Raw genomic sequence first — 25,362 nt, 5'->3', positions numbered from 1 at the left:
TAATGGCTAAAAATTCTTTTCAGTAAGCCATTTTTCAAGAATTTCATTGAATTCCTGAGGGTGTTCCATCATTGCGGCGTGTCCACATTTATCAATCCAGTATAGCGTTGAATTTGGCAATAATTTATCGAATTCTTCTGCTACATTTGGAGGGGTTACAGAATCGTTTCTTCCCCAAATAATACAAGTCTCAACGTCCATTTTTGGCAAATCTTTTGCCATATTATGACGAATTGCGCTTTTTGCAATAGTCAAAGTTTTGATTAATTTGATGCGGTCATTTGCTGTTGCGTACACTTCATCAATCAATTCAGGAGTGGCAATTTTTGGGTCATAAAATACGGCTTCAGCTTTTGTTTTGATGTATTCATAATCGCCTCTTCTTGGGTAGCTGTCTCCCATTGCGCTTTCGTAAAGTCCAGAGCTTCCTGTAATTACAAGTCCAGCAACTTTTTCGGGATAAAGTTTTGTGTGGTATAAAGCGATATGCCCTCCAAGAGAATTTCCTAGAAGAATAACCTTGTCAAAACCTTTAAAAGTGATAAAGTCTTTTACATATTTTGCAAAGCTTTTCACATTCGTTTTTAAAATACTTTGGGTATATATTGGCAAATCTGGGATAACAACTTTATATCCTTTCGTTGGGAAATATTGTGCTACACCATCAAAGTTACTTAGGCCTCCCATCAAACCATGCAGAATAACGATTGGAGTACCTTCTCCAGCTTCAAAATAGCTGTATTTGCCTTCTTTTTTATAGTGTTTGTCCATCTAATCTAATGCCAATTTCAATTTCGACAAATATAGGGTTAATTACACAAAAATGAATTTTTGATGTCATTTTTTAACTAGATAATTTGAGTCGAACTTGTAAGAGGTTAAAAATCAGTATTTAAAGCCTATTTTGTTAAAATCTGGATATGTTAAAAAATATGCATTATAATCAATTTTTTAAGAAAATTAGCGCATTATTTTTTTGAATGAATAACGTATTTAAGAATCTGTTAATTAATAGTTAAGGTATTGATTAAATGCAGATTACAGAAAGTGGTAGCAAAGTGGTTAAACTTATTAACAAAGTGGTATAAAGTGGTAAAATGTGGTAATATTTTTTATATTTTTGCTGTATAACATGTTAACTAGTTTTTTTGAACACAATTGTTGGAACATATGAGTGTAAAGTCGACGCTAAAGGAAGGCTAATGATGCCTGCCCCTTTAAAAAAGCAGTTGGCGGCTTCTCTTCAAGACGGATTTGTTTTGAAGCGTTCTGTTTTTCAGCCGTGTTTAGAATTGTATCCTATGGTAGAGTGGGATGCGATGATGAAAAAAATCAACAAGCTTAATCGCTTTGTAAAAAAGAACAACGATTTCATTAGAAGGTTTACTGCTGGTGTTAAAGTGGTTGAGGTTGATGCATTAGGGAGATTGCTTGTTCCAAAAGATTTGGTAACGTTTGCAAGTATTTCTAAAGATGTGGTTTTTTCATCTGCGGTTAATATTGTGGAGATTTGGGATAAAGATTTATACGAAAAATCAATAAGCGGCGAAGATATGGATTTTGCAGATTTAGCCGAAGAAGTAATGGGAAATATTAATGACGACGAAGATGGAATATCATAATCCGGTTTTGCTTCATCAAACAGTAGATGGTTTAAATATTAAACCTGATGGTGTGTATGTAGATGTTACGTTTGGAGGCGGTGGTCATTCAAAAGAGATTTTAAAAAGATTAGGACCAAACGGAAGGCTGTTTGCATTTGACCAAGACGAAGACGCGCTTGCCAATGCATTGCCTGATGAAAGGTTTACTCTGATAAACGAGAATTTTAGGTTCATAAAAAGGTTTTTACGTTTTCACGGAGTAAAAGAAGTAGATGGAATCTTAGCAGATTTGGGAGTTTCATCACATCAGTTTGATGTTCCTGAAAGAGGTTTTTCTACAAGATTTGATGCCGAGTTAGATATGCGGATGAGTCAAAGAAATGATTTAAATGCTTATCGGGTGGTTAACGAATATGAAGAACAGGATTTACGTCGTGTTTTTTTTGATTATGGGGAGTTGAAGAATGCGCCAGTTTTAGCAAGAACAATTGTAGAGGCGAGAAAAGATTATCCTATCAAAACAACCGAAGAGTTAAAGGATGTTCTGAAAAAGTTTTTGCCAGAGAAAGTTCGAAACAAAGTCTTGGCTCAGATTTATCAGGCAATTCGAATTGAGGTAAATCAAGAAATGGACGTTCTTAAAGAATTTATCGAGCAGTCGTTGGAGGTTTTAAAACCAGGAGGAAGATTCTCGGTAATCTCGTATCATTCTTTAGAAGATCGTTTGGTAAAAAGATTCATAAAGAACGGAATGTTTGAAGGAGAACCAGAAAGAGATTTTTACGGAAACTTTTCAGTTCCATTCAAAACTATCGGAAAATTGATTGTTCCAGACAACGAAGAAATCAAGATTAATAATAGAGCAAGAAGTGCCAAATTAAGAGTTGCAGAAAAGCTATAATATATATTAAGGTAGGAAATAATGAAAAGTGGTGTATTTAGCATATTAAAAGCAAGATTTCTGATTCATGAAGATGCAGTAAAAAATTGGCGATTTATTGTCTTTATAATTTTGCTGGCCATTTTGATGATTGCCAATACACAGCGATACGAACAAAAGGTTTTTGAAATCGCGAAATTAAATAATGAAGTAAAAGAGCTAAGATCTGAATTTGTAGATCGACGTTCAGAATTGATGAAGTTAAAAATGGAGTCAACCATTTCGGATAAAATGTTAGAAAAGCAAATTTTTCCGTCGACAGTTCCTCCAGTGAAAATAGAAGTTAAAAAAGAAGAAGAAAAAAGTTTCTTTAAAAGAATATGGCAGTAGACGATAAACATATATCCTACAGAATTTACCTCGTAGCAGTTTTCATCTTTTTGATGGCAATTGCTATTGTTGTTAAATTAACCAATATTCAGTGGGTTGAAGGAGATTATTACAGAAAACTCGCAAAACAGCGTACTGTGAGAAACTTTGTAATTCCTGCCAACAAAGGAAATATTTATTCTGCTGATGGAAGTTTGCTGGCCACTTCAATTCCGAATTATGAAATTCGTTTTGATGCAAAAGCGCCAAAAACAGAAACTTTTGAAAAATATGTAAAACCATTGTCAGATTCATTGGCAACAGTTTTAGATAAGCCAAGTAGTTATTTTCAGAAAGAATTACGAAAAGCACGCGAGAATAAAAATCGTTATTATTTGATTGCTCGCAACTTAAGTTATACTGAATATGTAAAAATTAAAGGTTTTCCATTATTCAATTTAGGAGCTTTCAAAGGCGGAATTATTGTTGAACAAGAAACGGTTAGAAAACATCCGATCGGGAAAATTGCAGAAAGAACAATTGGTTATGACCGTATTGATCCTGCAACTGGAGTAGAAGTAGGAAAAGGAATTGAATGGGCATTTAAAAACTATTTGAACGGAAAAGATGGTAAAATCCTAAAACAAAAAATCGCAAAAGGACAATGGAAACCTATTCGTGATGTTAACGAGGTAGACCCGATTGACGGTTATGATGTGATTTCGACTATAGATGTTTTCATTCAAGATATTGCGCATCACGCTTTGCTGAAACAATTGCAAGATTATGAAGCAGATCATGGTTGTGTTGTGGTAATGGAAACAGAAACGGGTTACGTTAAAGCGATTTCAAACTTAGGGAGAGCAGAAGACGGCTCGTATTATGAGACCACAAATTATGCAATTGCAGAATCTCACGAACCAGGATCGACTTTTAAATTGGTCGATTTAATGGCGATTTTAGAAGACAAAGTAGCCGATACAAGTACGGTTTACGACAGTCACAATGGTGTTGTTAAATATTATGGAAGATCGGTACGCGATTCGCATCATGGAGGTTACGGAAAAGTTTCACTTGCGCGCGGATTTGAACTTTCGTCCAATACGGTAATGGTTCAGGCGGTTTATGATAATTACAAGAGCAATCCGTCAAAGTTTGTGAATCATATTAGAAGTTTTGGTTTAGATAAACCGTTAGGATTGCACTTTAAAGGAGAAGGCAGACCGATTGTTCCGCATCCAGGAGATAAAAGCTGGTCAGGGATTTCGCTTCCGTGGATGGCTTTTGGATATTCGGTTTCAGTTACGCCAATGCAGACTTTAGCCTTTTATAATTCGATTGCGAATAATGGAGTAATGGTAAGGCCGCAATTTGTTTCAGAAATTAAAGAATGGAATAATACCATAAAAAAGTTTGACACAGAAGTAATCAATCCAAAGGTCTGTTCGCCTGAAACGCTTAAAAAAGTAAAAGCGGTCTTAGAAAATGTGGTAAAAAAAGGAACGGGTTCCAAGCTGTATTCTAAAGACTTTTCTATGGCGGGAAAAACCGGAACGGCTCAAATGAATTATGGAGGGAAAGAAGGAAAATCAGCGTTGTATTATGCGTCTTCTTTCGTAGGATATTTTCCAGCAGATCATCCAAAATACTCTTGCATTGTAGTGGTTCATAAACCAAATACGGCTAAGAACAATTATTATGGAGCGGATGTTGCAGGACCGGTCTTTAAAAGAATTGCACAAAAGATTTTTACAGACGCGCCTTCAACAAATAGAATTAAAAAATTAGACACTAGAATTCCGAAACAGGATGCTAGTTATGATAAATATACGGTTGAGGCCAATAAAAAGATGAATCAGATTCCTAATTTAAAAGGAATGCCAGGGATGGATGCGATTGCTTTACTGGAGAATTTAGGTTTGAAAGTGAAAGTAAATGGAATGGGGAAAGTGAAGAATCAATCGATTCAAGCAGGAACCAGTATTAGTAAAAACACAACTATTGTATTGGAATTATCGTGAAAGTATTAAAAGACATATTATATAAAGTAGCCATTGAATCTGTAAAAGGTTCAACAGATGTGGCTATCCAGAAAATTGAGTTTGATTCACGTAAAGTAGAAGCAAATGATGTTTTCGTGGCTATTCGCGGTTCACTTTCAGATGGACATGATTACATAGAAAAAGCAATTCAGCTTGGGGCAAAAGCAATTATTTGCGATACGTTTCCAGCAAATGTTGCGAATGGTGTGACTTATATTCAGGTGAAAGACACCAATACGGCTTTGGCTTTTATGGCAGCTAATTATTTTGCAGATCCTTCTTCAAAACTAAAATTAGTTGGTGTAACTGGTACAAATGGTAAAACTACAATTGCATCGTTATTGTTTCAATTGTTTCAAAAAGCAGGCTTTAAAGTTGGATTACTGTCGACCGTAAAAATCGTAGTTGATACAACAGAATATCCGGCAACACATACAACGCCAGATTCTTTGACAATCAATCATTATTTAAATGAAATGGTTGAAGCTGGAGTGACGCATTGTTTTATGGAAGTTAGTTCGCATGGCATTCACCAAAAGCGTACAGAAGCGTTGCATTTTGTGGGAGGAATTTTCACGAATCTTTCTCATGACCATTTAGATTACCATCCAACATTTGCAGAATATAGAGACGTTAAAAAGTCATTTTTCGACTCGCTTCCAAAATCCGCTTTTGTTTTATCAAACATTGATGATAAAAATGGATCAGTAATGCTTCAGAATACAGTGGCTAAAAAACTGACTTATGCTTTAAAGTCTTATGCAGATTATAGAGCTCAGATTTTAGAAAGCCAATTATCAGGTTTGCTTCTAAAAATTAACGATAATGAAGTTTGGGTAAAACTGATAGGCACTTTCAACGCATACAATGTTTTAGCGATTTACGGAACAGCTATAGAACTTGGAATTGATAGTCTGGAAGCGTTGCGTTTATTGTCTGATTTAGAAAGTGTTTCGGGTCGTTTTCAATATATCGTATCGGATGGCGGAATTACTGCGGTTGTGGATTATGCACATACGCCAGATGCGCTTGATAATGTTTTGAAAACCATAAATGATATTCGTACCAAAAACGAACAATTGATCACTGTTGTTGGATGCGGAGGGAATCGCGATAAAACAAAACGTCCGATTATGGCAAAGATTGCTTCGGATATGAGCGATAAAGCGGTTTTGACTTCAGATAATCCTAGAAATGAAGATCCAGAAGTTATTTTGGATGAAATGGAGCAAGGAGTTGAGCCTCATAATTATAAAAAAATGCTGCGAATTACAGATAGAAAACAAGCCATTAAAACCGCTTGTCAATTGGCTCAGCCAAAAGATATCATTCTAATTGCAGGAAAAGGGCATGAAACCTATCAGGAGATAAATGGAGTTCGCCACCATTTTGATGATATGGAGACGGTAAAAGAGATTTTAAAGCAACTAAATAAATAACAAAATTGAAATTTCAAATTTCAGAATCCAATTCAATGTTGGAGTTTGGAATTTAAAAATTGGAATTTAATTCGAATTAGAATTTAAAAAAATAAAGAAATATGCTGTACTATTTATTTGAATATTTTGATAAAACATTGGACATTCCCGGGACAGGAGTTTTCCAGTACATCACATTTAGATCAGCTTTGGCATTTATGCTTTCGTTGCTTTTGTCGACTATTTATGGTAAAAGAGTAATTAACTTTTTGCGCCGTCAGCAAGTTGGAGAAACAGTTCGCGAGCTTGGTTTGGCAGGTCAGAATGAAAAAGCTGGTACGCCAACAATGGGTGGATTAATCATCATTTTTGCAACTCTTATTCCAGTTCTATTATTTGCAAGATTGCACAACATATATATTGTTTTGCTAATTGTAACTACTTTGTGGATGGGAACAATTGGTTTTGTTGACGATTACATTAAAATATTCAAAAAAGACAAACAAGGATTAAAAGGTATTTTTAAAGTTATTGGTCAAGTTGGTCTAGGAATCATCGTTGGGGCAGTTCTTTATTTTAATCCTGCTGTTACAGTAAGAACAGATACGGGTCGTGCAGATATTTTTAAAACTGCTGCAAATTCAACAGTTGTTGTGCCTGCAGGAGTTGAGGAGAAATCTACAGCAACTACAATTCCTTTCGTAAAAAACAACGAATTTGATTATGCTGAAGTATTATCTTTTATGGGAGATGGTTACGAGAAATGGGCTTGGCTAGTGTTTATTCCGGTTGTTATTTTCATTATTACAGCAGTTTCAAATGGAGCTAATTTAACTGACGGAATCGACGGACTCGCGGCAGGAACCTCCGCCATATCAGTCCTCGCCCTCGGAATATTTACGTTTGTTTCTGGTAATATCATTTTTTCTAATTATTTGAATATCATGTATATCCCCAATTCGGGAGAAATGACGGTCTTTATTTCTGCCTTTGTTGGAGCGCTTATCGGATTTCTTTGGTACAATTCGTTTCCGGCATCTGTATTTATGGGAGATACAGGAAGTTTGACTATTGGAGGAATTATTGCAGTATTAGCAATTGCAGTGCGTAAAGAAATTTTGATTGTTTTATTCTGTGGAATTTTCTTAGCAGAAAGTGCTTCCGTAATTATTCAAGTAACTTATTTTAAATATACCAAAAAGCGTTTTGGTGAAGGCCGAAGAATTTTCCTGATGTCACCTTTGCATCATCATTATCAGAAAAAAGGATATCACGAAAGTAAAATCGTAACCCGTTTCTGGATTGTTGCTGTGATGTTAGCCATATTGTCAATTATTACCCTAAAATTAAGATAGATGAGACTAGTGGTTTTAGGTGGAGGAGAAAGTGGTGTTGGAACTGCGATCCTCGGGAAGAAACAAGGATATGATGTTTTTGTTTCTGATTTCGGAAAAATAAAAGAGAGTTATAAAGAAGTTCTTATCATTAATAAAATAGCCTGGGAAGAAGAGCAGCATACAGAAGATTTGATTCTAAATGCTGATGTGGTGATGAAAAGCCCAGGAATTCCAGACAAGTCTCCGATAGTAAAAAAGCTGATTGCGGCAGGAGTAAAAGTGATTTCGGAAATTGAATTTGCGATACCTTATACAGAAGCAATGACCATCGGGATTACAGGAAGTAACGGTAAAACAACCACTACAATGCTAACACACCACTTGCTGAAATATGCAGGATTGAATGTAGGATTGGGAGGAAATATCGGAAAGAGCTTTGCCTGGCAGGTAGCAGAAAATAAATTTGATGCATACGTTCTTGAATTAAGCAGTTTTCAGTTAGACGGAATAATAAATTACAGACCCGATATTGCGATAATAACCAATATAAGTCCGGACCATTTAGATCGGTATGAGTATAAATATGAAAATTATATCAATTCGAAGTTCCGAATAACGATGAACCAGACTGAAAATGATTATCTCATTTACGATGCAGATGATGAAGCAAGTACAGAATGGTTAAAAAAGAACAAAACAAAAGCGAAATTAATTCCTTTTTCATTGACGAAAAAATTTGATGAAGGGGCTTCTATAAATAACAACAAAATGGAAATAAAAATCAACCAAGAAGAGTTTACAATGGATACAGAACACATTGCGTTAGAAGGAAAACATAATATGAAAAATGCCATGGCAGCAAGCTCTGTAGCTAAATTGATGCAAATTAGAAATGCAACAATTCGTGAAAGTCTATCTAATTTCCAAGGAGTTGAACACCGTTTAGAGAAGGTATTAAAAATACAAAATGTTCAATATATCAACGATTCAAAAGCGACAAATGTAAATGCCACATTCTTTGCTTTAGACAGTATGAATGCGCCAACAGTTTGGATTGTGGGAGGTGTTGATAAAGGAAACGATTACAACGAACTAATGTCATTGGTACGTGAGAAAGTAAAAGCAATTATCTGTCTTGGAATTGATAACCGTAAAATTATCGATGCTTTTGGAAACGTAGTTGATATTATGGTTGAAGTAAACAATATGAATGATGCAGTAAAAACTGCTCAAAGATTAACAGAAAAAGGAGATGTGGTTTTGTTGTCTCCAGCTTGCGCAAGTTTCGATTTATTCGAAAATTATGAAGATCGTGGAAAACAATTTAAACAAGCAGTACATAACTTGTAGAAAAAAGTTTCAAGTTTCAGTCCCGATAGCTATCGGGACTGAAACTTGAAACAAGTAAAACTTGAAACTAAAAACAATGAAGGAGTTAGTGAACAAATTAAAAGGAGATAGGGTAATATGGTCATTCGTGGCTTTATTGGCTTTGTTTTCGTTTATGCCTGTTTTTAGTGCGAGTAGTAATTTGGCTTATATCGGGCACGGAACAGGAAATACGTTAGGGTATTTAGTTAAGCATTTAGCGCATATCTGTATTGGGTTCTTGATCATTTACTGGGTGCATCGAGTGCCATATCATTATTTTAGAGCGATTTCTAAAATTGCGCTTCCAGTAGTTTGGATTTTATTAATCTATACACTTTTAAAAGGAACTGTAATTGCAGGAGCAAATGCAAGCCGTTGGATTCAGGTGCCGTTTATCGGAATCACGTTTCAAACATCAACATTAGCGGCAATCGTTCTGTTTATTTATGTGGCGCGTTATTTGTCTAAAACGAAAGAAGAAAATGAGCCTTTTCAAACCTCGTTAATTCAGCTTTGGATTCCGGTTTTTATTACGTTAGCGCTTATTTTACCAGCGAACTTTTCAACGACAGCTTTGATTTTTTCAATGGTTTTAATGCTAACATTTATTGGAAAATATCCGTTAAAATATATTGCTTTTATCATAGGTTCGGGAGTTGCAATGCTGGCATTCTTTCTTTTGGTGGCGAAAGCGTTTCCAGATTCAAGATTCTTTAGCAGGGTTTCTACTTGGGAAAGTCGTATAGCAAACTTTACCACAGATAAACCAGACGAAGACGATTATCAGATTGAAAAAGCAAAGATTGCAATAGCATCTGGAAAATTAGGAGGATTAGGTCCAGGAAAAAGTGTTCAGAAAAACTTTTTGCCACAATCTTCTTCCGATTTTATTTATGCCATTATTGTAGAAGAATACGGTTTAGTGGGAGGAGTTTCAATCGTGATTTTATATCTATTGCTTCTGTTTCGATTTGTAATTGCATCTCACAAAGCGCCTACCTTGTTCGGAAAATTAGTCGTCGTTGGTGTTGGGTTTCCGATGATATTTCAAGCGATGATTAATATGGCGGTTGCAGTAGAATTATTGCCGGTTACAGGGCAAACGCTTCCTTTAATTAGTAGTGGAGGTAGTTCGATTTGGATGACTTGCCTTGGGCTTGGGATCATCATTAGCGTGACTAAAAAGGAAGATGAAATCGCAGAAGAAAAATTAGAAAAAGAAAAAAGAAAAGAAGCTTTACAGCGATTAATCGATAAAGAATTGGCAGAAGACGATGTGATTCCTCAAGAGATTTATGATGAAGAACCAGCCTATTCAATAGAAGATAATTCAAGAAACCCAATGAATGCGGTTTTAAACAAGTAAAGTTAATATATAATAATTTTTTAAAAAGTTGTAATTCTTAGAGAGATGACAAAGTATAAATTCATACTTAGCGGAGGAGGAACAGGAGGACATATCTATCCTGCGATTGCAATTGCAAATGAATTAAAATTACAATTTCCTGATGCAGAATTTCTTTTTGTGGGTGCCAAAGATAAAATGGAGATGCAAAAAGTGCCTCAGGCAGGTTACGAAATAAAAGGCCTTTGGATTGCAGGTTTACAGCGAAAATTGACTTTACAGAATTTAATGTTTCCGCTAAAGTTGGCAAGCAGTTTATTAGAGTCAAAAAGAATTATTAAAAAGTTCAAGCCAAATGTGGTAATTGGAACGGGCGGTTTCGCCAGCGGACCTTTATTGCAAGCCGCGGGTTCTGCAGGAATTCCAACCGTTGTTCAGGAACAGAATTCTTATCCAGGAATTACAAATAAATTGTTGAGCAAAAAAGCCAATGCAATTTGTGTGGCATATCAAAATTTGGAACGCTTTTTCCCAAAAGAGAAAATTGTTCTAACGGGAAACCCTGTTCGTCAGGATTTAATTGATATTGAAAGCAAACGCGACGAAGCAATTGCATTCTATGGTTTAGATCCGAATAAAAAGACATTATTGGTTCTAGGAGGAAGTTTAGGCGCGAGAAGAATCAATCAGCTAATCGAAAAAGAATTGCAAAATTTTCTTTCTCAAGACGTGCAAGTTATCTGGCAATGCGGGAAATTATATTTTGAAGATTATAAAAAATACAATCAGCCGAATGTAAAAGTGGTTGATTTTATTGAAAGAATGGATTTTGTTTACGCAGCAGCAGATGTCATAATTTCACGTGCAGGTGCTTCGTCGGTGTCAGAATTATGCATTGTGGGAAAACCGGTGATTTTTATCCCGTCTCCGAATGTTGCTGAGGATCACCAAACTAAAAATGCGCAAGCAATTGTAGACGAAAAAGGTGCGATTTTGTTGAAAGAATCTGAGCTTGATAGTCAGTTTAGCATTGTTTTTGAAGCGCTGCTGAAAGATCATGGAAAACAAAAACAGTTGAGTGATAATATTAAAAAATTGGCAATGCCAAAAGCAACTCAAGCTATTGTTGCAGAGATTATAAAGTTAATTAAGAAATAAAATGAAGTTGCAGGCTTATAGCCTAAAGCTTAATGCTTAAAGCAAAAAAGAAATGAATTTAAATCAAATACAAAACGTTTATTTTATTGGTATTGGAGGTATCGGAATGAGTGCCCTGGCTCGTTATTTCAAGTTTATTGGAAAACAAGTTTCAGGCTACGATAAAACGCCTTCTATGCTAACTAATGAATTGATTGAAAGTGGTATTGATATTCATTTTGAAGACAATATTAATTTAATTCCGAGTGATTATTATGTAGAGAACACCTTGGTGATTTATACGCCAGCGGTTCCAAAAACACATTCAGAATGGAATTATTTTATTGAAAGAAATTACGAGGTTAAAAAACGTGCAGAAGTTTTAGGAATCATTACTAAAGATACTTTCTGTTTTGCGGTTGCGGGAACGCACGGAAAAACCACAACGTCTAGCATTTTAGGGCATATTCTATTTCAAAGCGGTGCAGACGTAACGGCTTTTATTGGCGGAATCGTAGAAAATTACAATTCAAATCTGATTGGAAGCGGTAAAACGGTAACAGTGGTAGAAGCAGATGAGTTTGATAGATCATTCTTGCATTTGCATCCAAATATTGCTTGTGTGACTTCTATGGATGCCGATCATTTGGATATCTACGGAACTAGCGATGCGATTCAAGCTTCCTTTAGAGAATTTGCTTCTAAAGTTGAAGATAAAAATAATCTCTTTATAACCAAAGAATTGCCTTTAGACGGTGTTCAATGCGCTATAAACGAAGATGCTGTATACAAGGCTTATAATGTTCGAATAGAAGACGGGGCTTATGTTTTTGATGTGCAGACACCATCAGAAATTATGAAAGATTTGCGTTTCGGACTACCTGGAAAGCACAATTTAATGAATGGATTGATGGCTATTGCAATGGCTAAAACTTATGGCACCCCAACCGACTCTATTGCAAAAGCCATTGCTTCATTCAACGGGATTAGAAGACGTTTTTCATATCAAATAAAGACTGAAAAATTAGTATATATTGATGATTATGCACATCATCCGACAGAAATAAATGCTGTTCATCAAGCAGTTAGAGAATTATATCCAGGACGCAAAGTATTGGCAATTTTCCAGCCGCATTTGTTTAGCAGAACAAGAGATTTTGTTGACGGATTTGCCGAAAGCTTATCTCAGTTTGATGAAGTGTTTTTGATGGATATTTACCCAGCAAGAGAGCTTCCGATGGAAGGAGTGACTTCTGAGTGGCTTTTGGGTAAAATGACAAATTCGAACAAAAAAATTGTTGCAAAAGAAGATTTATTAGGTGAAATCAAAGCCAGTGATGCACCTATTATTGTAACAATTGGAGCTGGTGATCTGGGAGAAATGGTTCCGTCAATTAAAAAGATTTTAAATGAAAATATTTAATTGGGCTAATATCAGATTAGTACTAATTTTCGGATTGGTTTTGTTTCTTTATTCGTTTGCTCAGCATCGAAATGGCGATCGAAAACTGAAAAAATCGATGGTTGTTTTTGTAGGAGAAAATACGCTTTTTGTGAAGCCAGAGACGGTTAATAAATTGTTGATAGAAAATAAAAGAGACGCTTCCAGTATTAGAAAAGATGAACTAGATTTGAATAAGATAGAGAAAACCCTCGATACGCAAGAGATGATTGAAAAGTCAAATGTTTTTGTAAGTATTGATGGAGTTCTAAAAGCAGTAGTAAAACAGAAGACGCCCATAGCAAGAGTTTATGATGGCGGCGCTTCTTTTTATATTGACTATGAGGGTAATAAAATGCCCTTATCAGACAATTTCACTGCGAGAGTTCCTCTTGTTTCAGGGGCAATAAATGCAAAAAATAACGAAGATTTAGCAGCTTTATTTCGCACAATTTATGACGATGCGTTTTTGAAAAAAAACATCATTGCTATAGAGATTATGCCGAATGGAAGCTTAAAAATGTTTAATCGTAACTATGATTACTTCATAGATTTTGGAAGAACGATGAATGTTGATAAGAAATTTAGAAACTATAAAGCCTTCTTTCAAAAAGCGGTTTTAGATAGTTCGTTATACAAATACAAAAAAATTGACCTTAGGTTTACGGAACAAGTAGTTTGCACTAAATAATAGAAAATGGAAAAAGATAACATTGCAGTAGGTCTAGATATTGGAACAACCAAAATCGTTGCCATGATTGGCAAAAAGAATGAATATGGTAAGTTGGAGATTTTGGGCATTGGCAAATCCAAAAGTTTGGGTGTTGCCAGAGGAGTAGTAAACAACATTACGCAGACGATTCAATCGATACAGCAAGCGATAATCGAAGCAGAAAATAATTCAGGATACAAAATCAAAGATGTGGTGGTAGGTATTGCCGGACAGCACATAAGAAGTATTCAGCATACTGATTACATCAGCAGAAATAACCCTGAGGAAGTAATTGGCGAAAAAGATATTCAGCTCCTAATCGATCAGGTAAATAAACTGGCGATGTTGCCTGGAGAAGAAATTATTCACGTTTTACCGCAAGAGTTCAAAATCGATGGGCAATCTGAGATTAAAGAGCCAATCGGGATGTACGGAGGAAGACTAGAATCTAGTTTTCACGTTGTAGTGGGGCAAGCGTCTTCTATTAGAAACGTTGGAAGATGTATTCAGAGTTCAGGAATTGAATTGTCTGGATTGACATTAGAGCCATTAGCTTCTGCTGATGCGGTTTTAAGTCAAGAAGAAAAAGAAGCTGGTGTTGCGCTTATCGATATCGGTGGCGGAACGACAGATTTAGCTATTTTCAAGGATGGTATCATTCGTCACACTGCAGTAATTCCTTTTGGAGGAAATGTAATTACAGATGATATCAAAGAAGGCTGTTCGATTATCGAAAAACAAGCTGAGCTTTTAAAAATAAAATTCGGATCTGCTTGGCCAGGCGAAAATAAAGATAACGAGATCGTTTCTATTCCTGGTTTAAGAGGAAGAGAGCCAAAAGAAATTTCGCTTAAAAATTTATCAAAAATTATCCATGCAAGAGTGGTAGAAATCGTAGAACAAGTTTTTGCAGAAATCAAAGCTTACGGACACGAAGATCCTCGCAAGAAACTAATCGCTGGAATTGTATTGACAGGTGGAGGTGCGCAATTAAAGCACATTAAACAGCTGGTAGAATACATTACAGGAATGGATACTAGAATTGGATATCCTAATGAGCATTTGGCAGGAAACTCTGGAGAAGAAATTTCTAGCCCGTTATATGCAACAGCAGTAGGATTGGTAATGAACAGTATCGAAAACAGTTCGCAAAGCGCTGTTAGAATGGAAATGGTACAAGAACAGCCAAAAATTGTTTACAGAACCGCTCCGCCAGTACAGCGATACGAAGTTGAAGAAAACTACGTTGAAAGAGTAGAAACCATTGAAGAGCCAAGAGAAGTTGTAAGTCAGAAGGCACCTAAAAGTGAATCTACAGAAACCAAAATAAGAAGATCATTTTTTGATCGATATGTCGACAAAATCAAAGAATTTTTAGACAACGCAGAATAATAAAAAGAGAAGGATTATTTCTTGCCCCAAGTCAAGAAGTAAAAAATGTACTTAATAAGAATTTCAAAAAACCAAAAAGATGATGAGCAACTCAGAATTTGGAAGTATTTCATTTGATTTACCAAAAAATCAATCAAATGTAATCAAAGTAATAGGTGTAGGTGGAGGCGGAAGTAACGCAATTAACCACATGTTCAAACAAGGTATTAAAGGCGTAGATTTTATCGTTTGTAATACCGATTCGCAAGCGCTTCAAAATAGTTCAGTACCCAATAAGATTCAGTTAGGAGTTAATTTAACAGAAGGGTTAGGAGCAGGAGCAAATCCAGACGTTGGACAGCAGTCGGCTATCGAAAGTATTTCGGATATCGAAAAAATGCTAGATAAAAATACTAAGATGGTATTTATTACTGCTGGTATGGGCGGAGGAACAGGAACTGGTGCAGCTCCGGTAATTGCACAATTAGCAAAAGAAAGAGAAATATTAACAGTTGGTATAGTGACGATTCCTTTTCAGTTTGAAGGGAAAGTGCGTCAGGAGCAAGCTATTATTGGAATCGATAAATTGCGTAAGCAAGTCGATTCTTTAATTGTAATCAACAACAATAAATTAAGAGAAGTATACGGAAATCTTGGTTTTAAAGCAGGATTCTCAAAAGCGGATGAAGTTTTGGCAACAGCCTCTAGAGGTATTGCTGAAGTAATTACGCACCACTATACTCAGAATATCGATTTACGTGACGCGAAAACTGTTTTGGCAAACAGCGGAACTGCGATCATGGGATCTTCTGTAGCAGAAGGCGAAAACAGAGCTAAAGATGCTATCGTTTCAGCGTTAGATTCTCCTTTGCTGAATGACAATAAAATTACGGGTGCCAAAAACGTATTGTTGCTTATCGTTTCTGGAACTAATGAGATTACTCTTGACGAAATTGGAGAAATCAACGATCATATTCAAGCCGAAGCAGGTTACAATGCCAATATTATCATGGGAGTTGGTGAAGACGAAACTCTTGGTGAGGCTATTGCTGTAACTATTATTGCTACAGGTTTTGATGTTGAACAGCAAAATGAAATTGTAAATACAGAACCAAAGAAAATCATTCATACGTTAGAAGATGAGCAAAGAAGTGTTCATAATTTAACGAATAAACCGCTTGCTTCTTTCGACTTGACTGTCGATACACCTGCAGCAAAAGTAGAAGATAAAGTTGTTTTTGATTTAATCGACGACGATGAAACATTTACTCCAACTCCGCAAGCTGTTGCTCCAGCTATCAATCAGGAAGAGTTAGTAGTTATGTCTGAGTTTATCAAAAATCTGGATGTAACTTTCGAAATTGTTTCGCCAATTACAGATATCGATTTTACAATTTCTACACCAGAAGCGCCAGTTGTGCAACAAGTACAGCAAGTACAGCAGCAGCCAGTGCAGCAACAAAGAACATTTGAAAGAGAAGAACAAACAACTTTCTCTTTTGATCTTCCTTTGTTCAAACAAGAGCCTATAAGAAGAGAGCCAGTTGTTGAAGATAATAGAGTTTTATTTGAATTGTCAAATGAAACGCGCGAAATCAAAGTAAATGATCCAGTGCAATTTGTTTCTGTAACGGAAGTTTCAGACAACGGAATTATTAAATATTCTTTAGAAGAATATATGGAAGTTGAAAATGATTTATTGACTTCTAAACCAGTTGAAAAAATAGTTGAGGATACCATTCCAGAGGAATTAAACATCACGCTAAAACCAAGACCAGATTTTACTAGTCAGCCTGATTTTTCTACAACTTCTGAAGTTTCTCCTTTAGAATTGACTATCGAAGAAACTTTACGCTTAAGAGCTGAAGAAAGAAGAAAGAAACTAAAAGAATTTAACTATAAATTCCATAACAATGTTTCTAGAATTGATGAGTTGGAAAAAGAGCCAGCTTACAAAAGATTAGGAATAGATTTGTCTAATTCTCAGTCTAATAATACTAATTCTAGAATCTCTGTTGGAACAGACAGTAATAATGATTTACAATTACGTTCAAACAATTCGTTTTTGCACGATAACGTAGATTAATTTTTAGAATCATAATATTAGGTAACCCGAAAATTGGATTTAATTTTCGGGTTATTTTTTTTATCTTCGCACAGAATTTCAAAATTTGACTTTTAAATAGTACTTTTAAAAACAATATTGTCACCCTGAGCGAAGTCGAAGGGCTTCTTGTCGGAATGGGTTTCGACTAAGTTTATACTGAGCGAAGCCGAATGGACTTAGCTGACAAACTATAGTAAATAGTCGAGAACAATTTCAAATTAATATATCAATTAATAAGTTTAGGCTTATTTTAAATAAAACATAAACATGAGTTTACAAACACAAATCATGGACGAAATTAAAACCGCCATGAAAGCAAAAGATACTGTAGCTTTAGAGGCTTTAAGAGCTGTTAAGTCAGAATTATTATTAGCATCAACAGCTTCTGGATCTAAAGAAGATTTATCTGAAGACGAAGAAATTAAATTACTTCAAAGATTAGTTAAAACTCGTAAAGAAAGCGCTAGAATCTTTACAGAGCAAAACCGTCCAGATTTAGCAGAACCAGAATTGGCTCAAGTTGCTGTAATCGAGAAGTTTTTACCAGCTCAATTAAGCGAAGAAGAAGTAGAAGCTGTAGTAGCAAAAATCATTGCTGAAACAGGAGCTTCTGGAATTGCTTCAATGGGTAAAGTAATGGGATTAGCATCTGCTCAATTAGGTGGAACTGCTGAAGGAAAAACCATTTCTACAATTGTGAAAAAATTATTATCATAAAATTCCAATAAAAGAAATTCCAAATTCCAATACTAAGCTTGGAATTTGGAATTTAAAAAATTGAAATTTTAAAAAACTGACCTCGTAGTTCAACTGGATAGAATATCAGATTTCGGCTCTGAGGGTTGGGGGTTCGAACCCCTCCGGGGTCACTAAAAATTTTGAAAGTCTGAGAATATGCATTCTCAGGCTTTTTTTGTGGTTCGAAAAATTTTAAGATTTTCTTCTAATTTTAAAAATGCCTATATTGAAAGGAGATTTTGGTTCGAATCCCATCATGGATCTGTTACGAATTAAGATTCTCGTTCTGCTTTTAAAATTAAATTTTAGTTCCAACTTGAACGCTTAAGTTCGTATATCTATTTTTTAACCTCTCCATAACGTTCGCTTGGCGCTATAAGGGTTGGGAATAAACAGAGATATTTCTCTTTAAACACAAATTTCCCAAGGACAAAACCATTTTTAAATTAAGCCTAAAAACCCCTAATCTCTTGTAATAGCTGTTGACGGTTCGGTTTTATTTTTATTCATCAGTTTCGTAGTTTCAGAATTATAAAGTTCTTTTCCTTTAGTAATTTCTTTTGCGTCTATAAAGTCATCAACACTTATATAAATTAGATTATCATCGTCTTCCAAGTTTTTATTTTTCTTTTCAGCTAATTCAACACTTCCTTTTCCTTCAATTAAAAACAAATATATTTTCTTCTCAAAGTTTACTTTAGCAAGTTCAACTATTCGTTTGTAAATTATTGCATTGATTTCTGGATAACTGATTCCTCGAAAACATTTTTTAATAGAGCATAATTCTTCGGTTGGAAAAAAAGGATAAACATCTGACCTTTCTAATTTGCTTAAATTTTCGCTACAATATTCATAATACTTATATTGAATTGTCCCTTTCGGAATTTGCCCAAATGAAAGATTAGCAAAGTTAATTATAACAATGAGAATTAAATTTTTCATTTCTAATGTTCTTCTTTTTTTAAGTTCGTAAACTGACCGCTAACGTTCTGGTAATAAGGTGCGTTTGGGATTAAATTAAGCTCATTCTTCGGATTTGCCAAATCACTCAAATACAAAACCATTTTTCCATTAAGCCTATTACCCAAATCTGTTGTAGTAGCTGTTAGCCGTTCGGTTTTTTATTCATTTTCTAATTCATCCTTTGTTAAGTAGATGTAAGATAAACTGTTTCCATCACCGCCCATATATTCATCATTCGCAATATTTAATTTTAGTTCAGTGAAAAAATAATTTCCATCATCATTTTCCGAGTATGAATATTCTAATTTTTCAATAGCTCTATTTATATCTTCTCCTATCTCAATTTTTGTATTTACAATAGTTAATTCTATTCCGATGTGAAATTCAATTTCGCTAAGTTTATTTTCGTCATCATAATTAAAGAAAAACAAATTTCCCTCATTTTCAAAGTCCTGATAAATATCTCTTTTCTGAATTATATTGAACGATGTATCTCCATCAAAAAAATCAGAGTTATCAATTTCCATATCATCATCCTTATGACTTTGATTAAGTTTCAATCTTATATTTTCACGAGATTCGTTCCAAAGAATTTTTTCAGAAAGGATTTCGATTCCTAAATTTGGCAAATATGTAAATCTCATAATTTTAATGTTGATTTGTTGTAAAATGACGGCTAACTTGTATGTACTACTGACAACATCAGACTTATCATTCCAAAATTGGGTAGATATGTCTGACAAGGGTCAGGGTTTATTCATTATCAAATATATAATAATAAACTTATAAATAATCAAAAGAACTTTTAATTCGTTGAATGCTTTTCGTGCTGACATGGGTATAAAATTCAGCGGACTTACTGCTTTACTGAATCATCACAAACACGATTAATAAAAATAATATTAACGTCGAATCAAAAAATTAAACATCATTTAAAATTTTCAAATCTTCAATTAAAAGGTTCGAATGCTGTACCGTCAAGGTCACTATAAAATTTAAAAAACCTGCAAAGTTTATATTTTGCGGGCTTTTTTTATGGTTCGAAAATTTGTTATCAAACCTGTTGCAACTGTTGGCAGTGGCTCTTCATATTCGCCATTATTGCCATTTCATAAATCCTTCGTAAGCAAAGTATAGCACAATGGCATACAGGCTGTATTTCAGAATTTTTTTCGCTGTTTTATAACTTTTAAATAATAGCGGATTATAACTCGATTTGTCGAAAGTTACTTTTGTTGTCTGTTCCATTTTTTCTAGTTTTTTATAGTTGTAAATAAATTATTTTTCAGATTCAGCTTTCAAGGCATTAAGCCAATAATCTATCGAAGTGTCGAGACTGGATTGAAAGTTGCTTTTTAATAAAGATACCAACCAGCCCTCCATACTTTCTTCTACATTTATTGTGGTTTGCCCGTTATGTTCTTTAAAATACCAAGTGTGTATTGCAAAGGCTCCAAATGCGGGTCCAGACCAGCCAACCATTTTGTTGGTTTTGACCGTTTGTAACGTAGAAGTAATGTCTAATCCGTTGCTTTTCCAATAGAAAGATGTTCCTGGTTTAAACGCGCCATCAATTTTTGGAGTTACAATTTCCTTTTGCCAAGTGTCCCAATTATTGACGTCACTAAAGATTTTCCAAACCTTTTCAATAGGCGCATTAATTACTATGCTTTTTCTTGTGATTACAGGTGCATCAAGATGAATGGTTTTTGAGGTTTTATAACTACTGAAATACTCAAGTGAAAAAATAGTTACAGCAATTAGTAAAAGGAAAGAAATAAAAATAATTAGTATTTTTTTGAGTGTCTTGATTTTCATAATAATAGAATTAATAGTTTGATGTAATTTCCCTTGCCCAATTTTCTATGCTTTCTGGAGCTGGTCTATCTGCTTTGTCAAAGAAGAAATGCTGATTAATTTCGAGTCCGCAATAAGTAAAAATACCTTTGTCTGATGTTAGCGATAAAGCTTTATGCATTCCAATTTCTTCATATTCGGCTTGTGATTTTCCGTGAGTATTGATTACGGTTGTTTGTTTGCCTGTAAATAGTCCCTTTTGAACACCTTTATCGTAACGATAGGCAAAACCATAACTAAAAACTCGGTCTATATATCCTTTCATAATAGCTGGCATTCCTGTCCACCAAATCGGATAAATAAAAGTAATATGGTCTGCCCAAGAAATAAACTCCTGTTCTTGCTCTACATCGTTGGTAACTTTCCCCATTCGCTGCCCTTGAATATCGCGAATTATTACTTCCTGCCCGCTGTTCCATAAATGTTCTGCAAGAGTTTGTTTTAGATGGCCGTTTAGGCTCTCTGGATTTGGATGGGCATAGATAATTAAGTGTTTCATTGTTCTGTTTTTTGAATTTGTTAGAACAAAAGTAGAGCAGCAATTTTCGGTAAAATTGTAAGAAAACGAAATTGGCGTATTTCCTTTTTTCTATGCATTGTCAAATCAAATCCTTCAAAAGCCGTGAGATTGTTATTTTTTGTATTTTTATTCCCCAATAAATACGTACCATGCCACTTTACATCAATACAGAACATTTGAGAAATGAAATTGAATATCCTCGACGATATCAATCTCAAAATCTCATAAAAAGTTCAGTAGTTGTTTTTCTTAGCATTTTACTATTTCTTTTAGCATTCAAACCATTTGGGGTTTATGATCCAGAACTCAGGATGCATTATTTCTTTATTTGTTTTTTACATGCCTTGGCTCCAGCACTCCTTTTGTTTATTTATTTTAGAACACTGAATTATTTTAGACTATTGAAAAATAAAACGGAATGGACTTTACTGAAAGAATATACTTGTATTGGAGTTCTATTTGTTTTTATTGGCGTAACCAGCTTTTTAATGCGTGATTTACTTTATACCAATTCCAACAATTGGTCGTGGAATTATCTTTTTGAAGAAATTAGAAATTGCTTTGTAGCTGGCATTTTCTTTTATTTTTTTCTAAGATTATCCAGTTTTTATTTTGAGTCTAAAAAAGGATCGCCATTTATCCTTCAATTTATTCCGTTACAGACGGAACCCGAAAAAACAGTTACAACTAATCTTTTTATTAGCACGCAGGTAAAACAAGATGATTTTAGCTTAGATATAGATCAGTTGCTTTTTGTAAAAGCGGATGGAAATTACATTGAGTTGACAAAATCAAATGGCGATCAAATTGTCACAGAAGTAAAAAGGATTTCTTTAACTCAATTTGAAAATCAAATAACAGATTATCCGCATTTTTTTAGATGTCACAGAACTTATTTAGTAAATATGTTTAAGGTTGAAAAAGTGTCTGGAAACTCACAAGGATATCTGCTTTCATTCAACGAAACCAATGTCAAAATTCCAGTTTCAAGAAAGCAGGTTGACAGTTTTAATAATTATTATCAGGAGCTTCGCAGCAAATCCATTACTTAAGTTTGTTGTTCGTCACAAAAGCTAGTTGTCAGTAACAAGCGCCATTTTACTGTGTTTTCTTATTGTACGTTTGCCAGCAATAACACAAAACCAAATTATTATGACAATTGCGACTGCTTCCCAAAATCAAGATTCTGAGTCTTCTAAAAAACTTCTTTACATCGACAATATCAAAGTTCTTCTGATCATATTAGTGGTGCTTCATCACACTTTTATTGCTTATAGTGCTTCTGAGGGTTGGTATTATAATGAACAAACCAATATTTTAGGTGCACGTATTTTTGCTACAGCAATCATCAGTATCAATCAATCTTTCTTTATGGGGTATTTTTTTCTGTTGGCGGCTTATTTTACCGGACCTTCCTATTCTAGAAAGGGAGCTTTTAAATTTATAAAAGACCGACTTATTCGATTGGGAATTCCTTTGCTATTTTATTCTTTCATACTTACTCCATTTATGTGTTATTTAGTGTACTATTTTGCAAAGGAGCATCACATTACATTCTTCGAATATTTAAGTGGCTACAATAGCTGGATCGACTTAGGTGTTACATGGTTCGTAGCTGCTCTATTGTTTTTTACGTTAGTCTATGTAGCCGTAAAAAAGATATTCAAAATAAACTTCAACAAATCTATAAAGGCACCAGATTCGCGCGCCATACTATTGTTTTCAATAATACTAGGAATTATTAGTTTTTTGGTTAGAATTATATTTCCTGTCGGTTGGGTTCTTAAACCAGTTGGTTTTCAGCTTGGGCATTTTCCGCAATATATTGCTCTATTCATTATTGGTTTATTGGCCTCAAAAAACAATTGGTTTGATCAGCTTTCAGAAAAAACAGGCAAACAACTCAAAAAATCGGCGGGATTGTGTCTATTGTTTTTTCCTGTATTTTTTATCATAAAGTTTAAACTCGACACACCTTCTTCTTGGTTTTCGGGAGGTTTTCACTGGCAGACATTATTATATGCAATATGGGAACAATGGATTGGGATTTCTATTTTAACGACGCTTTTAATTAAAGGAAAAAGAAATTGGAATACTACTTCAGAACTGCTCACTAAAGTATCACGCAGTAGTTTTGCCGTTTACATTTTTCATCCGTTAATCATAATTGTTTTTACATTGTGCGTTAGAAATTGGGATGTTGAACCTGTAATAAAACTTTTGATCATGACTCCTTTAATAATAATTGGCAGTTTTATATTTGGCTCACTTGTTTTATTGATCCCAGGTGTAAAGAAAATTTTGTAATAGTCTTATTTAAGTATGAAATTCTAAATAAATGGTTTGAATTATTTACTGCCATTATAAAAAAGCCTGAGAATCGAAGTTCTCAGGCTTTTTTATAATTACTTCATTACTTTTTTCCAGAGTTTTTTATCAGATAATAGACAGAAAATACAAAGACCAGAATATAAATAATTGCCAGCGCAGGATTCTCAAATTTTAAATTTTTGAAATCAAACTGCTTGTATATAGTTACACCTAAAATGATGGCAACTATCCAGAAGACAAATGTAATTGGTTGGTTTTTATTCTCCATATTTTAAATTGATTTTGGTTAAGTTTTATTTTTTCAATTCAGATTTACAATTTACCCTGTTCAGCTCTTAATAAATCAAAAATACTCTCGCTTTTAAAGTTCTCCATAAATAGATTGATTAAAGGAACTGTTGGGCTTTTTGGATATTTTTTTAAAAAACGATTAAATTCTTGAATGTTTTCTGGATAAATATATTGTTCATCTGCTGCTCTTTCTGCAGTTGGCGTATTGTCTTGACCAACCAGATAATCCATTTGGTAATTTTTGTATTCTTCTTTTACAGATGCAATCAGTTTTGAATTTGGATATTTGGACATAAAATTTTCCCATGAAATAATTCTGTCTCCCAAATCTTTAAAAGAGATTACGAGTCCTGCATCGGCAGAATATAAAGTCTTATTTTCTTCGCTTTTTAAAGACAAATAATCTTTGTAATCATCTGTTACATAGTTTTTAAAAATCTTATAATAAAAATCAGGAAGCGGATCTATTTCAACATATCCTTCTCCAATTTCAGAAAACTCCAATTCATGTTTAGCAAGTCTTTCGCCTAAAAGCTTAACTGCTTTTTTGTCGGCTTCGTCTTCATTATAAAATTTGTCTAATATTCCAGATTCTTTTTCGGCTATCTGTCCCAATAGGGTATTATTTTCCTCAATATATTTTTCATACAGCACGTTTGCGGTTTCTTTATTAGGCAATGATTTTAACTTAAGAATAACTTCATTTTTGTTTTTAGAAAACAATTCGAGCAGGCTAGAATTTGATTGTGCTGTTTGTGCAGAATCTTCAACTTTGGAGCTGTCTTTTTTTATTTCTTTTGGGACTGAAACGCTCTTATTATCTGTTTGCTTGCAAGAAGAAAGTAAAATTACAGAAGTCACTGCGATAACGGATTTTCTCATTTTATGGGTTGAATTTGTAAACTATGTTTTTTAAAAATGAAAAAGGACAAAAAAGATAAAATCCTTTTTTGTCCTTGTATTTTTTTTAGAATTGATTTAGGATTTAAAGAAAATTAGAAAGTGCGTTTAAACTCGCCCATTCCACTAAAATCTTTATACTCTGAATATATTTCAATACCAAGAAGTATCCATTTTCTCGTTCCTCCAGCTTGATATTCAAAGGTGTTTTTCTTTTCTGTTTTATTTATGTTTATGTACTCTGTATGCCATGTTGTGCCACTTATAAATCCGCTTCTTTGAATTAATGCCGAACGTACATTCTCTCCATCACAAATTGCATCCAATTCAATTTTTGTACTGAGATCATCTTCAAGGATAATCTTTGAAAAATAGGTGTTACGATTTAAAGACTGTGTATTTGTTTCTCTATTTTCAAATTCAAATTTTTTATCTTCTTGCTCATTGGTTGGTCTTGTAACAAAAGATAAAGCAAAAAATGAAAAGAGAATAGCAACAGATAACCCTACTTTTTTACGAATCTCTGCGGCTTTTTTTGCAGAAAAAACAAAAAGCCCTATAAACAGTCCAACATTTAATATTCCCCAAATTAATTGTATCATGATTTTATTTTTAGCATATCAAAAGT

25 protein-coding genes and 1 tRNA gene are annotated in these 25,362 nt (G+C 34.2%); 17 read left to right on the top strand and 9 right to left on the bottom strand.

Features of this window, described 5'->3' with window-relative positions; translation table 11 throughout:
* Positions 1-6: 6 nt before the first annotated feature.
* Positions 7-771 carry an alpha/beta hydrolase gene (locus J7574_RS21760; protein WP_290973881.1) on the bottom strand — a complete coding sequence of 255 codons (765 nt, stop codon included), beginning with the start codon at positions 769-771 and terminating at the stop codon, positions 7-9.
* A 377-nt stretch (positions 772-1,148) separates the two neighbouring features.
* On the opposite strand from J7574_RS21760, the gene J7574_RS21755 reads away from it, so the two are divergent.
* The 15 genes from J7574_RS21755 to J7574_RS21685 all read left to right on the top strand — a co-directional run bounded on the left by J7574_RS21755 (position 1,149) and on the right by J7574_RS21685 (position 18,003).
* Positions 1,149-1,622, top strand: coding sequence for a division/cell wall cluster transcriptional repressor MraZ (locus tag J7574_RS21755; RefSeq protein WP_290973878.1), 474 nt, complete (start codon positions 1,149-1,151; stop codon positions 1,620-1,622).
* Positions 1,597-2,505 (top strand): 16S rRNA (cytosine(1402)-N(4))-methyltransferase RsmH, encoded by a 909-nt coding sequence (rsmH, locus tag J7574_RS21750; protein ID WP_290973875.1) that lies wholly within the window; start codon positions 1,597-1,599, stop codon positions 2,503-2,505. The genes J7574_RS21755 and rsmH overlap by 26 nt, the downstream gene beginning before the upstream one ends.
* A gap of 21 nt (positions 2,506-2,526) precedes the next feature.
* A complete protein-coding gene (locus J7574_RS21745) occupies positions 2,527-2,874 on the top strand; it encodes an FtsL-like putative cell division protein (protein WP_008467159.1) in 348 nt (115 codons plus the stop codon).
* Positions 2,865-4,874: a penicillin-binding protein gene (locus tag J7574_RS21740; RefSeq protein WP_290973870.1), complete on the top strand. Its 2,010-nt coding sequence runs from the start codon at positions 2,865-2,867 to the stop codon at positions 4,872-4,874. Before J7574_RS21745 ends, J7574_RS21740 begins: the two co-directional genes overlap by 10 nt.
* Positions 4,871-6,334 carry a UDP-N-acetylmuramoyl-L-alanyl-D-glutamate--2,6-diaminopimelate ligase gene (locus J7574_RS21735; RefSeq protein ID WP_290973868.1) on the top strand — a complete coding sequence of 488 codons (1,464 nt, stop codon included), beginning with the start codon at positions 4,871-4,873 and terminating at the stop codon, positions 6,332-6,334. Before J7574_RS21740 ends, J7574_RS21735 begins: the two co-directional genes overlap by 4 nt.
* A gap of 101 nt (positions 6,335-6,435) precedes the next feature.
* Positions 6,436-7,668: a phospho-N-acetylmuramoyl-pentapeptide-transferase gene (mraY, locus tag J7574_RS21730; RefSeq protein WP_290973865.1), complete on the top strand. Its 1,233-nt coding sequence runs from the start codon at positions 6,436-6,438 to the stop codon at positions 7,666-7,668.
* On the top strand, positions 7,669-9,000 hold the full coding sequence (gene murD, locus J7574_RS21725; RefSeq protein ID WP_177210807.1) for a UDP-N-acetylmuramoyl-L-alanine--D-glutamate ligase: 1,332 nt from the start codon (positions 7,669-7,671) through the stop codon (positions 8,998-9,000).
* Positions 9,001-9,076: 76 nt separating this feature from the next.
* Positions 9,077-10,387: an FtsW/RodA/SpoVE family cell cycle protein gene (locus J7574_RS21720; protein WP_290973858.1), complete on the top strand. Its 1,311-nt coding sequence runs from the start codon at positions 9,077-9,079 to the stop codon at positions 10,385-10,387.
* Positions 10,388-10,432: 45 nt separating this feature from the next.
* Positions 10,433-11,524 (top strand): undecaprenyldiphospho-muramoylpentapeptide beta-N-acetylglucosaminyltransferase, encoded by a 1,092-nt coding sequence (gene murG, locus J7574_RS21715; RefSeq protein ID WP_290973855.1) that lies wholly within the window; start codon positions 10,433-10,435, stop codon positions 11,522-11,524.
* A gap of 52 nt (positions 11,525-11,576) precedes the next feature.
* Positions 11,577-12,926: a UDP-N-acetylmuramate--L-alanine ligase gene (gene murC, locus J7574_RS21710; RefSeq protein ID WP_290973852.1), complete on the top strand. Its 1,350-nt coding sequence runs from the start codon at positions 11,577-11,579 to the stop codon at positions 12,924-12,926.
* The gene (locus J7574_RS21705; protein WP_290973849.1) at positions 12,913-13,635 is read left to right on the top strand and encodes a cell division protein FtsQ; all 723 of its coding nucleotides are present in this window, start codon (positions 12,913-12,915) and stop codon (positions 13,633-13,635) included. Before murC ends, J7574_RS21705 begins: the two co-directional genes overlap by 14 nt.
* 6 nt (positions 13,636-13,641) lie before the next feature.
* On the top strand, positions 13,642-15,048 hold the full coding sequence (ftsA, locus tag J7574_RS21700) for a cell division protein FtsA (RefSeq protein ID WP_290973846.1): 1,407 nt from the start codon (positions 13,642-13,644) through the stop codon (positions 15,046-15,048).
* Between the two features lie 79 nt (positions 15,049-15,127).
* A complete protein-coding gene (gene ftsZ, locus J7574_RS21695) occupies positions 15,128-17,113 on the top strand; it encodes a cell division protein FtsZ (protein ID WP_290973842.1) in 1,986 nt (661 codons plus the stop codon).
* A 288-nt stretch (positions 17,114-17,401) separates the two neighbouring features.
* Positions 17,402-17,851, top strand: a complete 450-nt coding sequence (locus tag J7574_RS21690; protein ID WP_008467137.1) for a GatB/YqeY domain-containing protein — start codon at positions 17,402-17,404, stop codon at positions 17,849-17,851.
* A gap of 78 nt (positions 17,852-17,929) precedes the next feature.
* Positions 17,930-18,003: transfer RNA gene (locus tag J7574_RS21685), tRNA-Arg, on the top strand.
* A 331-nt stretch (positions 18,004-18,334) separates the two neighbouring features.
* Here J7574_RS21685 and J7574_RS21680 read toward each other — a convergent pair.
* The 5 genes from J7574_RS21680 to J7574_RS21660 all read right to left on the bottom strand — a co-directional run bounded on the left by J7574_RS21680 (position 18,335) and on the right by J7574_RS21660 (position 21,191).
* A complete protein-coding gene (locus tag J7574_RS21680; protein WP_290973836.1) occupies positions 18,335-18,814 on the bottom strand; it encodes a hypothetical protein in 480 nt (159 codons plus the stop codon).
* A gap of 179 nt (positions 18,815-18,993) precedes the next feature.
* Complete coding sequence (locus J7574_RS21675; RefSeq protein ID WP_290973833.1) at positions 18,994-19,479, bottom strand: hypothetical protein; 486 nt, start codon at positions 19,477-19,479, stop codon at positions 18,994-18,996.
* A 454-nt stretch (positions 19,480-19,933) separates the two neighbouring features.
* Complete coding sequence (locus J7574_RS21670; RefSeq protein ID WP_290973830.1) at positions 19,934-20,083, bottom strand: hypothetical protein; 150 nt, start codon at positions 20,081-20,083, stop codon at positions 19,934-19,936.
* A 30-nt stretch (positions 20,084-20,113) separates the two neighbouring features.
* Positions 20,114-20,653 carry an SRPBCC family protein gene (locus J7574_RS21665; protein WP_290973827.1) on the bottom strand — a complete coding sequence of 180 codons (540 nt, stop codon included), beginning with the start codon at positions 20,651-20,653 and terminating at the stop codon, positions 20,114-20,116.
* A gap of 10 nt (positions 20,654-20,663) precedes the next feature.
* A complete protein-coding gene (locus tag J7574_RS21660; protein ID WP_290973824.1) occupies positions 20,664-21,191 on the bottom strand; it encodes an NAD(P)H-dependent oxidoreductase in 528 nt (175 codons plus the stop codon).
* Between the two features lie 170 nt (positions 21,192-21,361).
* Here J7574_RS21660 and J7574_RS21655 point away from each other — a divergent pair, with 170 nt between their 5' ends.
* A complete protein-coding gene (locus J7574_RS21655; protein WP_290973822.1) occupies positions 21,362-22,264 on the top strand; it encodes a LytTR family DNA-binding domain-containing protein in 903 nt (300 codons plus the stop codon).
* Positions 22,265-22,364: 100 nt separating this feature from the next.
* Positions 22,365-23,519: an acyltransferase gene (locus tag J7574_RS21650; protein WP_290973819.1), complete on the top strand. Its 1,155-nt coding sequence runs from the start codon at positions 22,365-22,367 to the stop codon at positions 23,517-23,519.
* A gap of 106 nt (positions 23,520-23,625) precedes the next feature.
* On the opposite strand, the gene J7574_RS21645 is transcribed toward J7574_RS21650, so the two are convergent.
* The 3 genes from J7574_RS21645 to J7574_RS21635 all read right to left on the bottom strand — a co-directional run bounded on the left by J7574_RS21645 (position 23,626) and on the right by J7574_RS21635 (position 25,336).
* Positions 23,626-23,811 (bottom strand): hypothetical protein, encoded by a 186-nt coding sequence (locus J7574_RS21645; RefSeq protein ID WP_290973816.1) that lies wholly within the window; start codon positions 23,809-23,811, stop codon positions 23,626-23,628.
* 44 nt (positions 23,812-23,855) lie between these two features.
* Positions 23,856-24,716 (bottom strand): hypothetical protein, encoded by an 861-nt coding sequence (locus tag J7574_RS21640; RefSeq protein ID WP_290973813.1) that lies wholly within the window; start codon positions 24,714-24,716, stop codon positions 23,856-23,858.
* Between the two features lie 113 nt (positions 24,717-24,829).
* The gene (locus J7574_RS21635) at positions 24,830-25,336 is read right to left on the bottom strand and encodes a hypothetical protein (protein ID WP_290973810.1); all 507 of its coding nucleotides are present in this window, start codon (positions 25,334-25,336) and stop codon (positions 24,830-24,832) included.
* Between the last annotated feature and the right edge of the window lie 26 nt (positions 25,337-25,362).

Origin of the sequence: Flavobacterium sp., assembly GCF_017744675.1 — a bacterium.
Lineage (GTDB): Bacteria > Bacteroidota > Bacteroidia > Flavobacteriales > Flavobacteriaceae > Flavobacterium.
The sequence above is the reverse complement of the archived record's forward strand: the minus strand, read 5'-3'. Positions and strand labels throughout refer to the sequence as shown.

What these genes read in the sequence shown, in the direction of transcription:
- J7574_RS21760 (WP_290973881.1), bottom strand. Translation starts at nt 771, where the DNA reads ATGGACAAACACTATAAAAAAGAAGGCAAATACAGCTATTTTGAAGCT.
- rsmH (WP_290973875.1), top strand. Translation starts at nt 1,597, where the DNA reads ATGACGACGAAGATGGAATATCATAATCCGGTTTTGCTTCATCAAACA.
- J7574_RS21745 (WP_008467159.1), top strand. Translation starts at nt 2,527, where the DNA reads ATGAAAAGTGGTGTATTTAGCATATTAAAAGCAAGATTTCTGATTCAT.
- J7574_RS21740 (WP_290973870.1), top strand. Translation starts at nt 2,865, where the DNA reads ATGGCAGTAGACGATAAACATATATCCTACAGAATTTACCTCGTAGCA.
- mraY (WP_290973865.1), top strand. Translation starts at nt 6,436, where the DNA reads ATGCTGTACTATTTATTTGAATATTTTGATAAAACATTGGACATTCCC.
- murD (WP_177210807.1), top strand. Translation starts at nt 7,669, where the DNA reads ATGAGACTAGTGGTTTTAGGTGGAGGAGAAAGTGGTGTTGGAACTGCG.
- J7574_RS21720 (WP_290973858.1), top strand. Translation starts at nt 9,077, where the DNA reads ATGAAGGAGTTAGTGAACAAATTAAAAGGAGATAGGGTAATATGGTCA.
- murG (WP_290973855.1), top strand. Translation starts at nt 10,433, where the DNA reads ATGACAAAGTATAAATTCATACTTAGCGGAGGAGGAACAGGAGGACAT.
- murC (WP_290973852.1), top strand. Translation starts at nt 11,577, where the DNA reads ATGAATTTAAATCAAATACAAAACGTTTATTTTATTGGTATTGGAGGT.
- J7574_RS21705 (WP_290973849.1), top strand. Translation starts at nt 12,913, where the DNA reads ATGAAAATATTTAATTGGGCTAATATCAGATTAGTACTAATTTTCGGA.
- ftsA (WP_290973846.1), top strand. Translation starts at nt 13,642, where the DNA reads ATGGAAAAAGATAACATTGCAGTAGGTCTAGATATTGGAACAACCAAA.
- ftsZ (WP_290973842.1), top strand. Translation starts at nt 15,128, where the DNA reads ATGATGAGCAACTCAGAATTTGGAAGTATTTCATTTGATTTACCAAAA.
- J7574_RS21690 (WP_008467137.1), top strand. Translation starts at nt 17,402, where the DNA reads ATGAGTTTACAAACACAAATCATGGACGAAATTAAAACCGCCATGAAA.
- J7574_RS21680 (WP_290973836.1), bottom strand. Translation starts at nt 18,814, where the DNA reads ATGAAAAATTTAATTCTCATTGTTATAATTAACTTTGCTAATCTTTCA.
- J7574_RS21675 (WP_290973833.1), bottom strand. Translation starts at nt 19,479, where the DNA reads ATGAGATTTACATATTTGCCAAATTTAGGAATCGAAATCCTTTCTGAA.
- J7574_RS21670 (WP_290973830.1), bottom strand. Translation starts at nt 20,083, where the DNA reads ATGGAACAGACAACAAAAGTAACTTTCGACAAATCGAGTTATAATCCG.
- J7574_RS21665 (WP_290973827.1), bottom strand. Translation starts at nt 20,653, where the DNA reads ATGAAAATCAAGACACTCAAAAAAATACTAATTATTTTTATTTCTTTC.
- J7574_RS21660 (WP_290973824.1), bottom strand. Translation starts at nt 21,191, where the DNA reads ATGAAACACTTAATTATCTATGCCCATCCAAATCCAGAGAGCCTAAAC.
- J7574_RS21655 (WP_290973822.1), top strand. Translation starts at nt 21,362, where the DNA reads ATGCCACTTTACATCAATACAGAACATTTGAGAAATGAAATTGAATAT.
- J7574_RS21650 (WP_290973819.1), top strand. Translation starts at nt 22,365, where the DNA reads ATGACAATTGCGACTGCTTCCCAAAATCAAGATTCTGAGTCTTCTAAA.
- J7574_RS21645 (WP_290973816.1), bottom strand. Translation starts at nt 23,811, where the DNA reads ATGGAGAATAAAAACCAACCAATTACATTTGTCTTCTGGATAGTTGCC.
- J7574_RS21640 (WP_290973813.1), bottom strand. Translation starts at nt 24,716, where the DNA reads ATGAGAAAATCCGTTATCGCAGTGACTTCTGTAATTTTACTTTCTTCT.
- J7574_RS21635 (WP_290973810.1), bottom strand. Translation starts at nt 25,336, where the DNA reads ATGATACAATTAATTTGGGGAATATTAAATGTTGGACTGTTTATAGGG.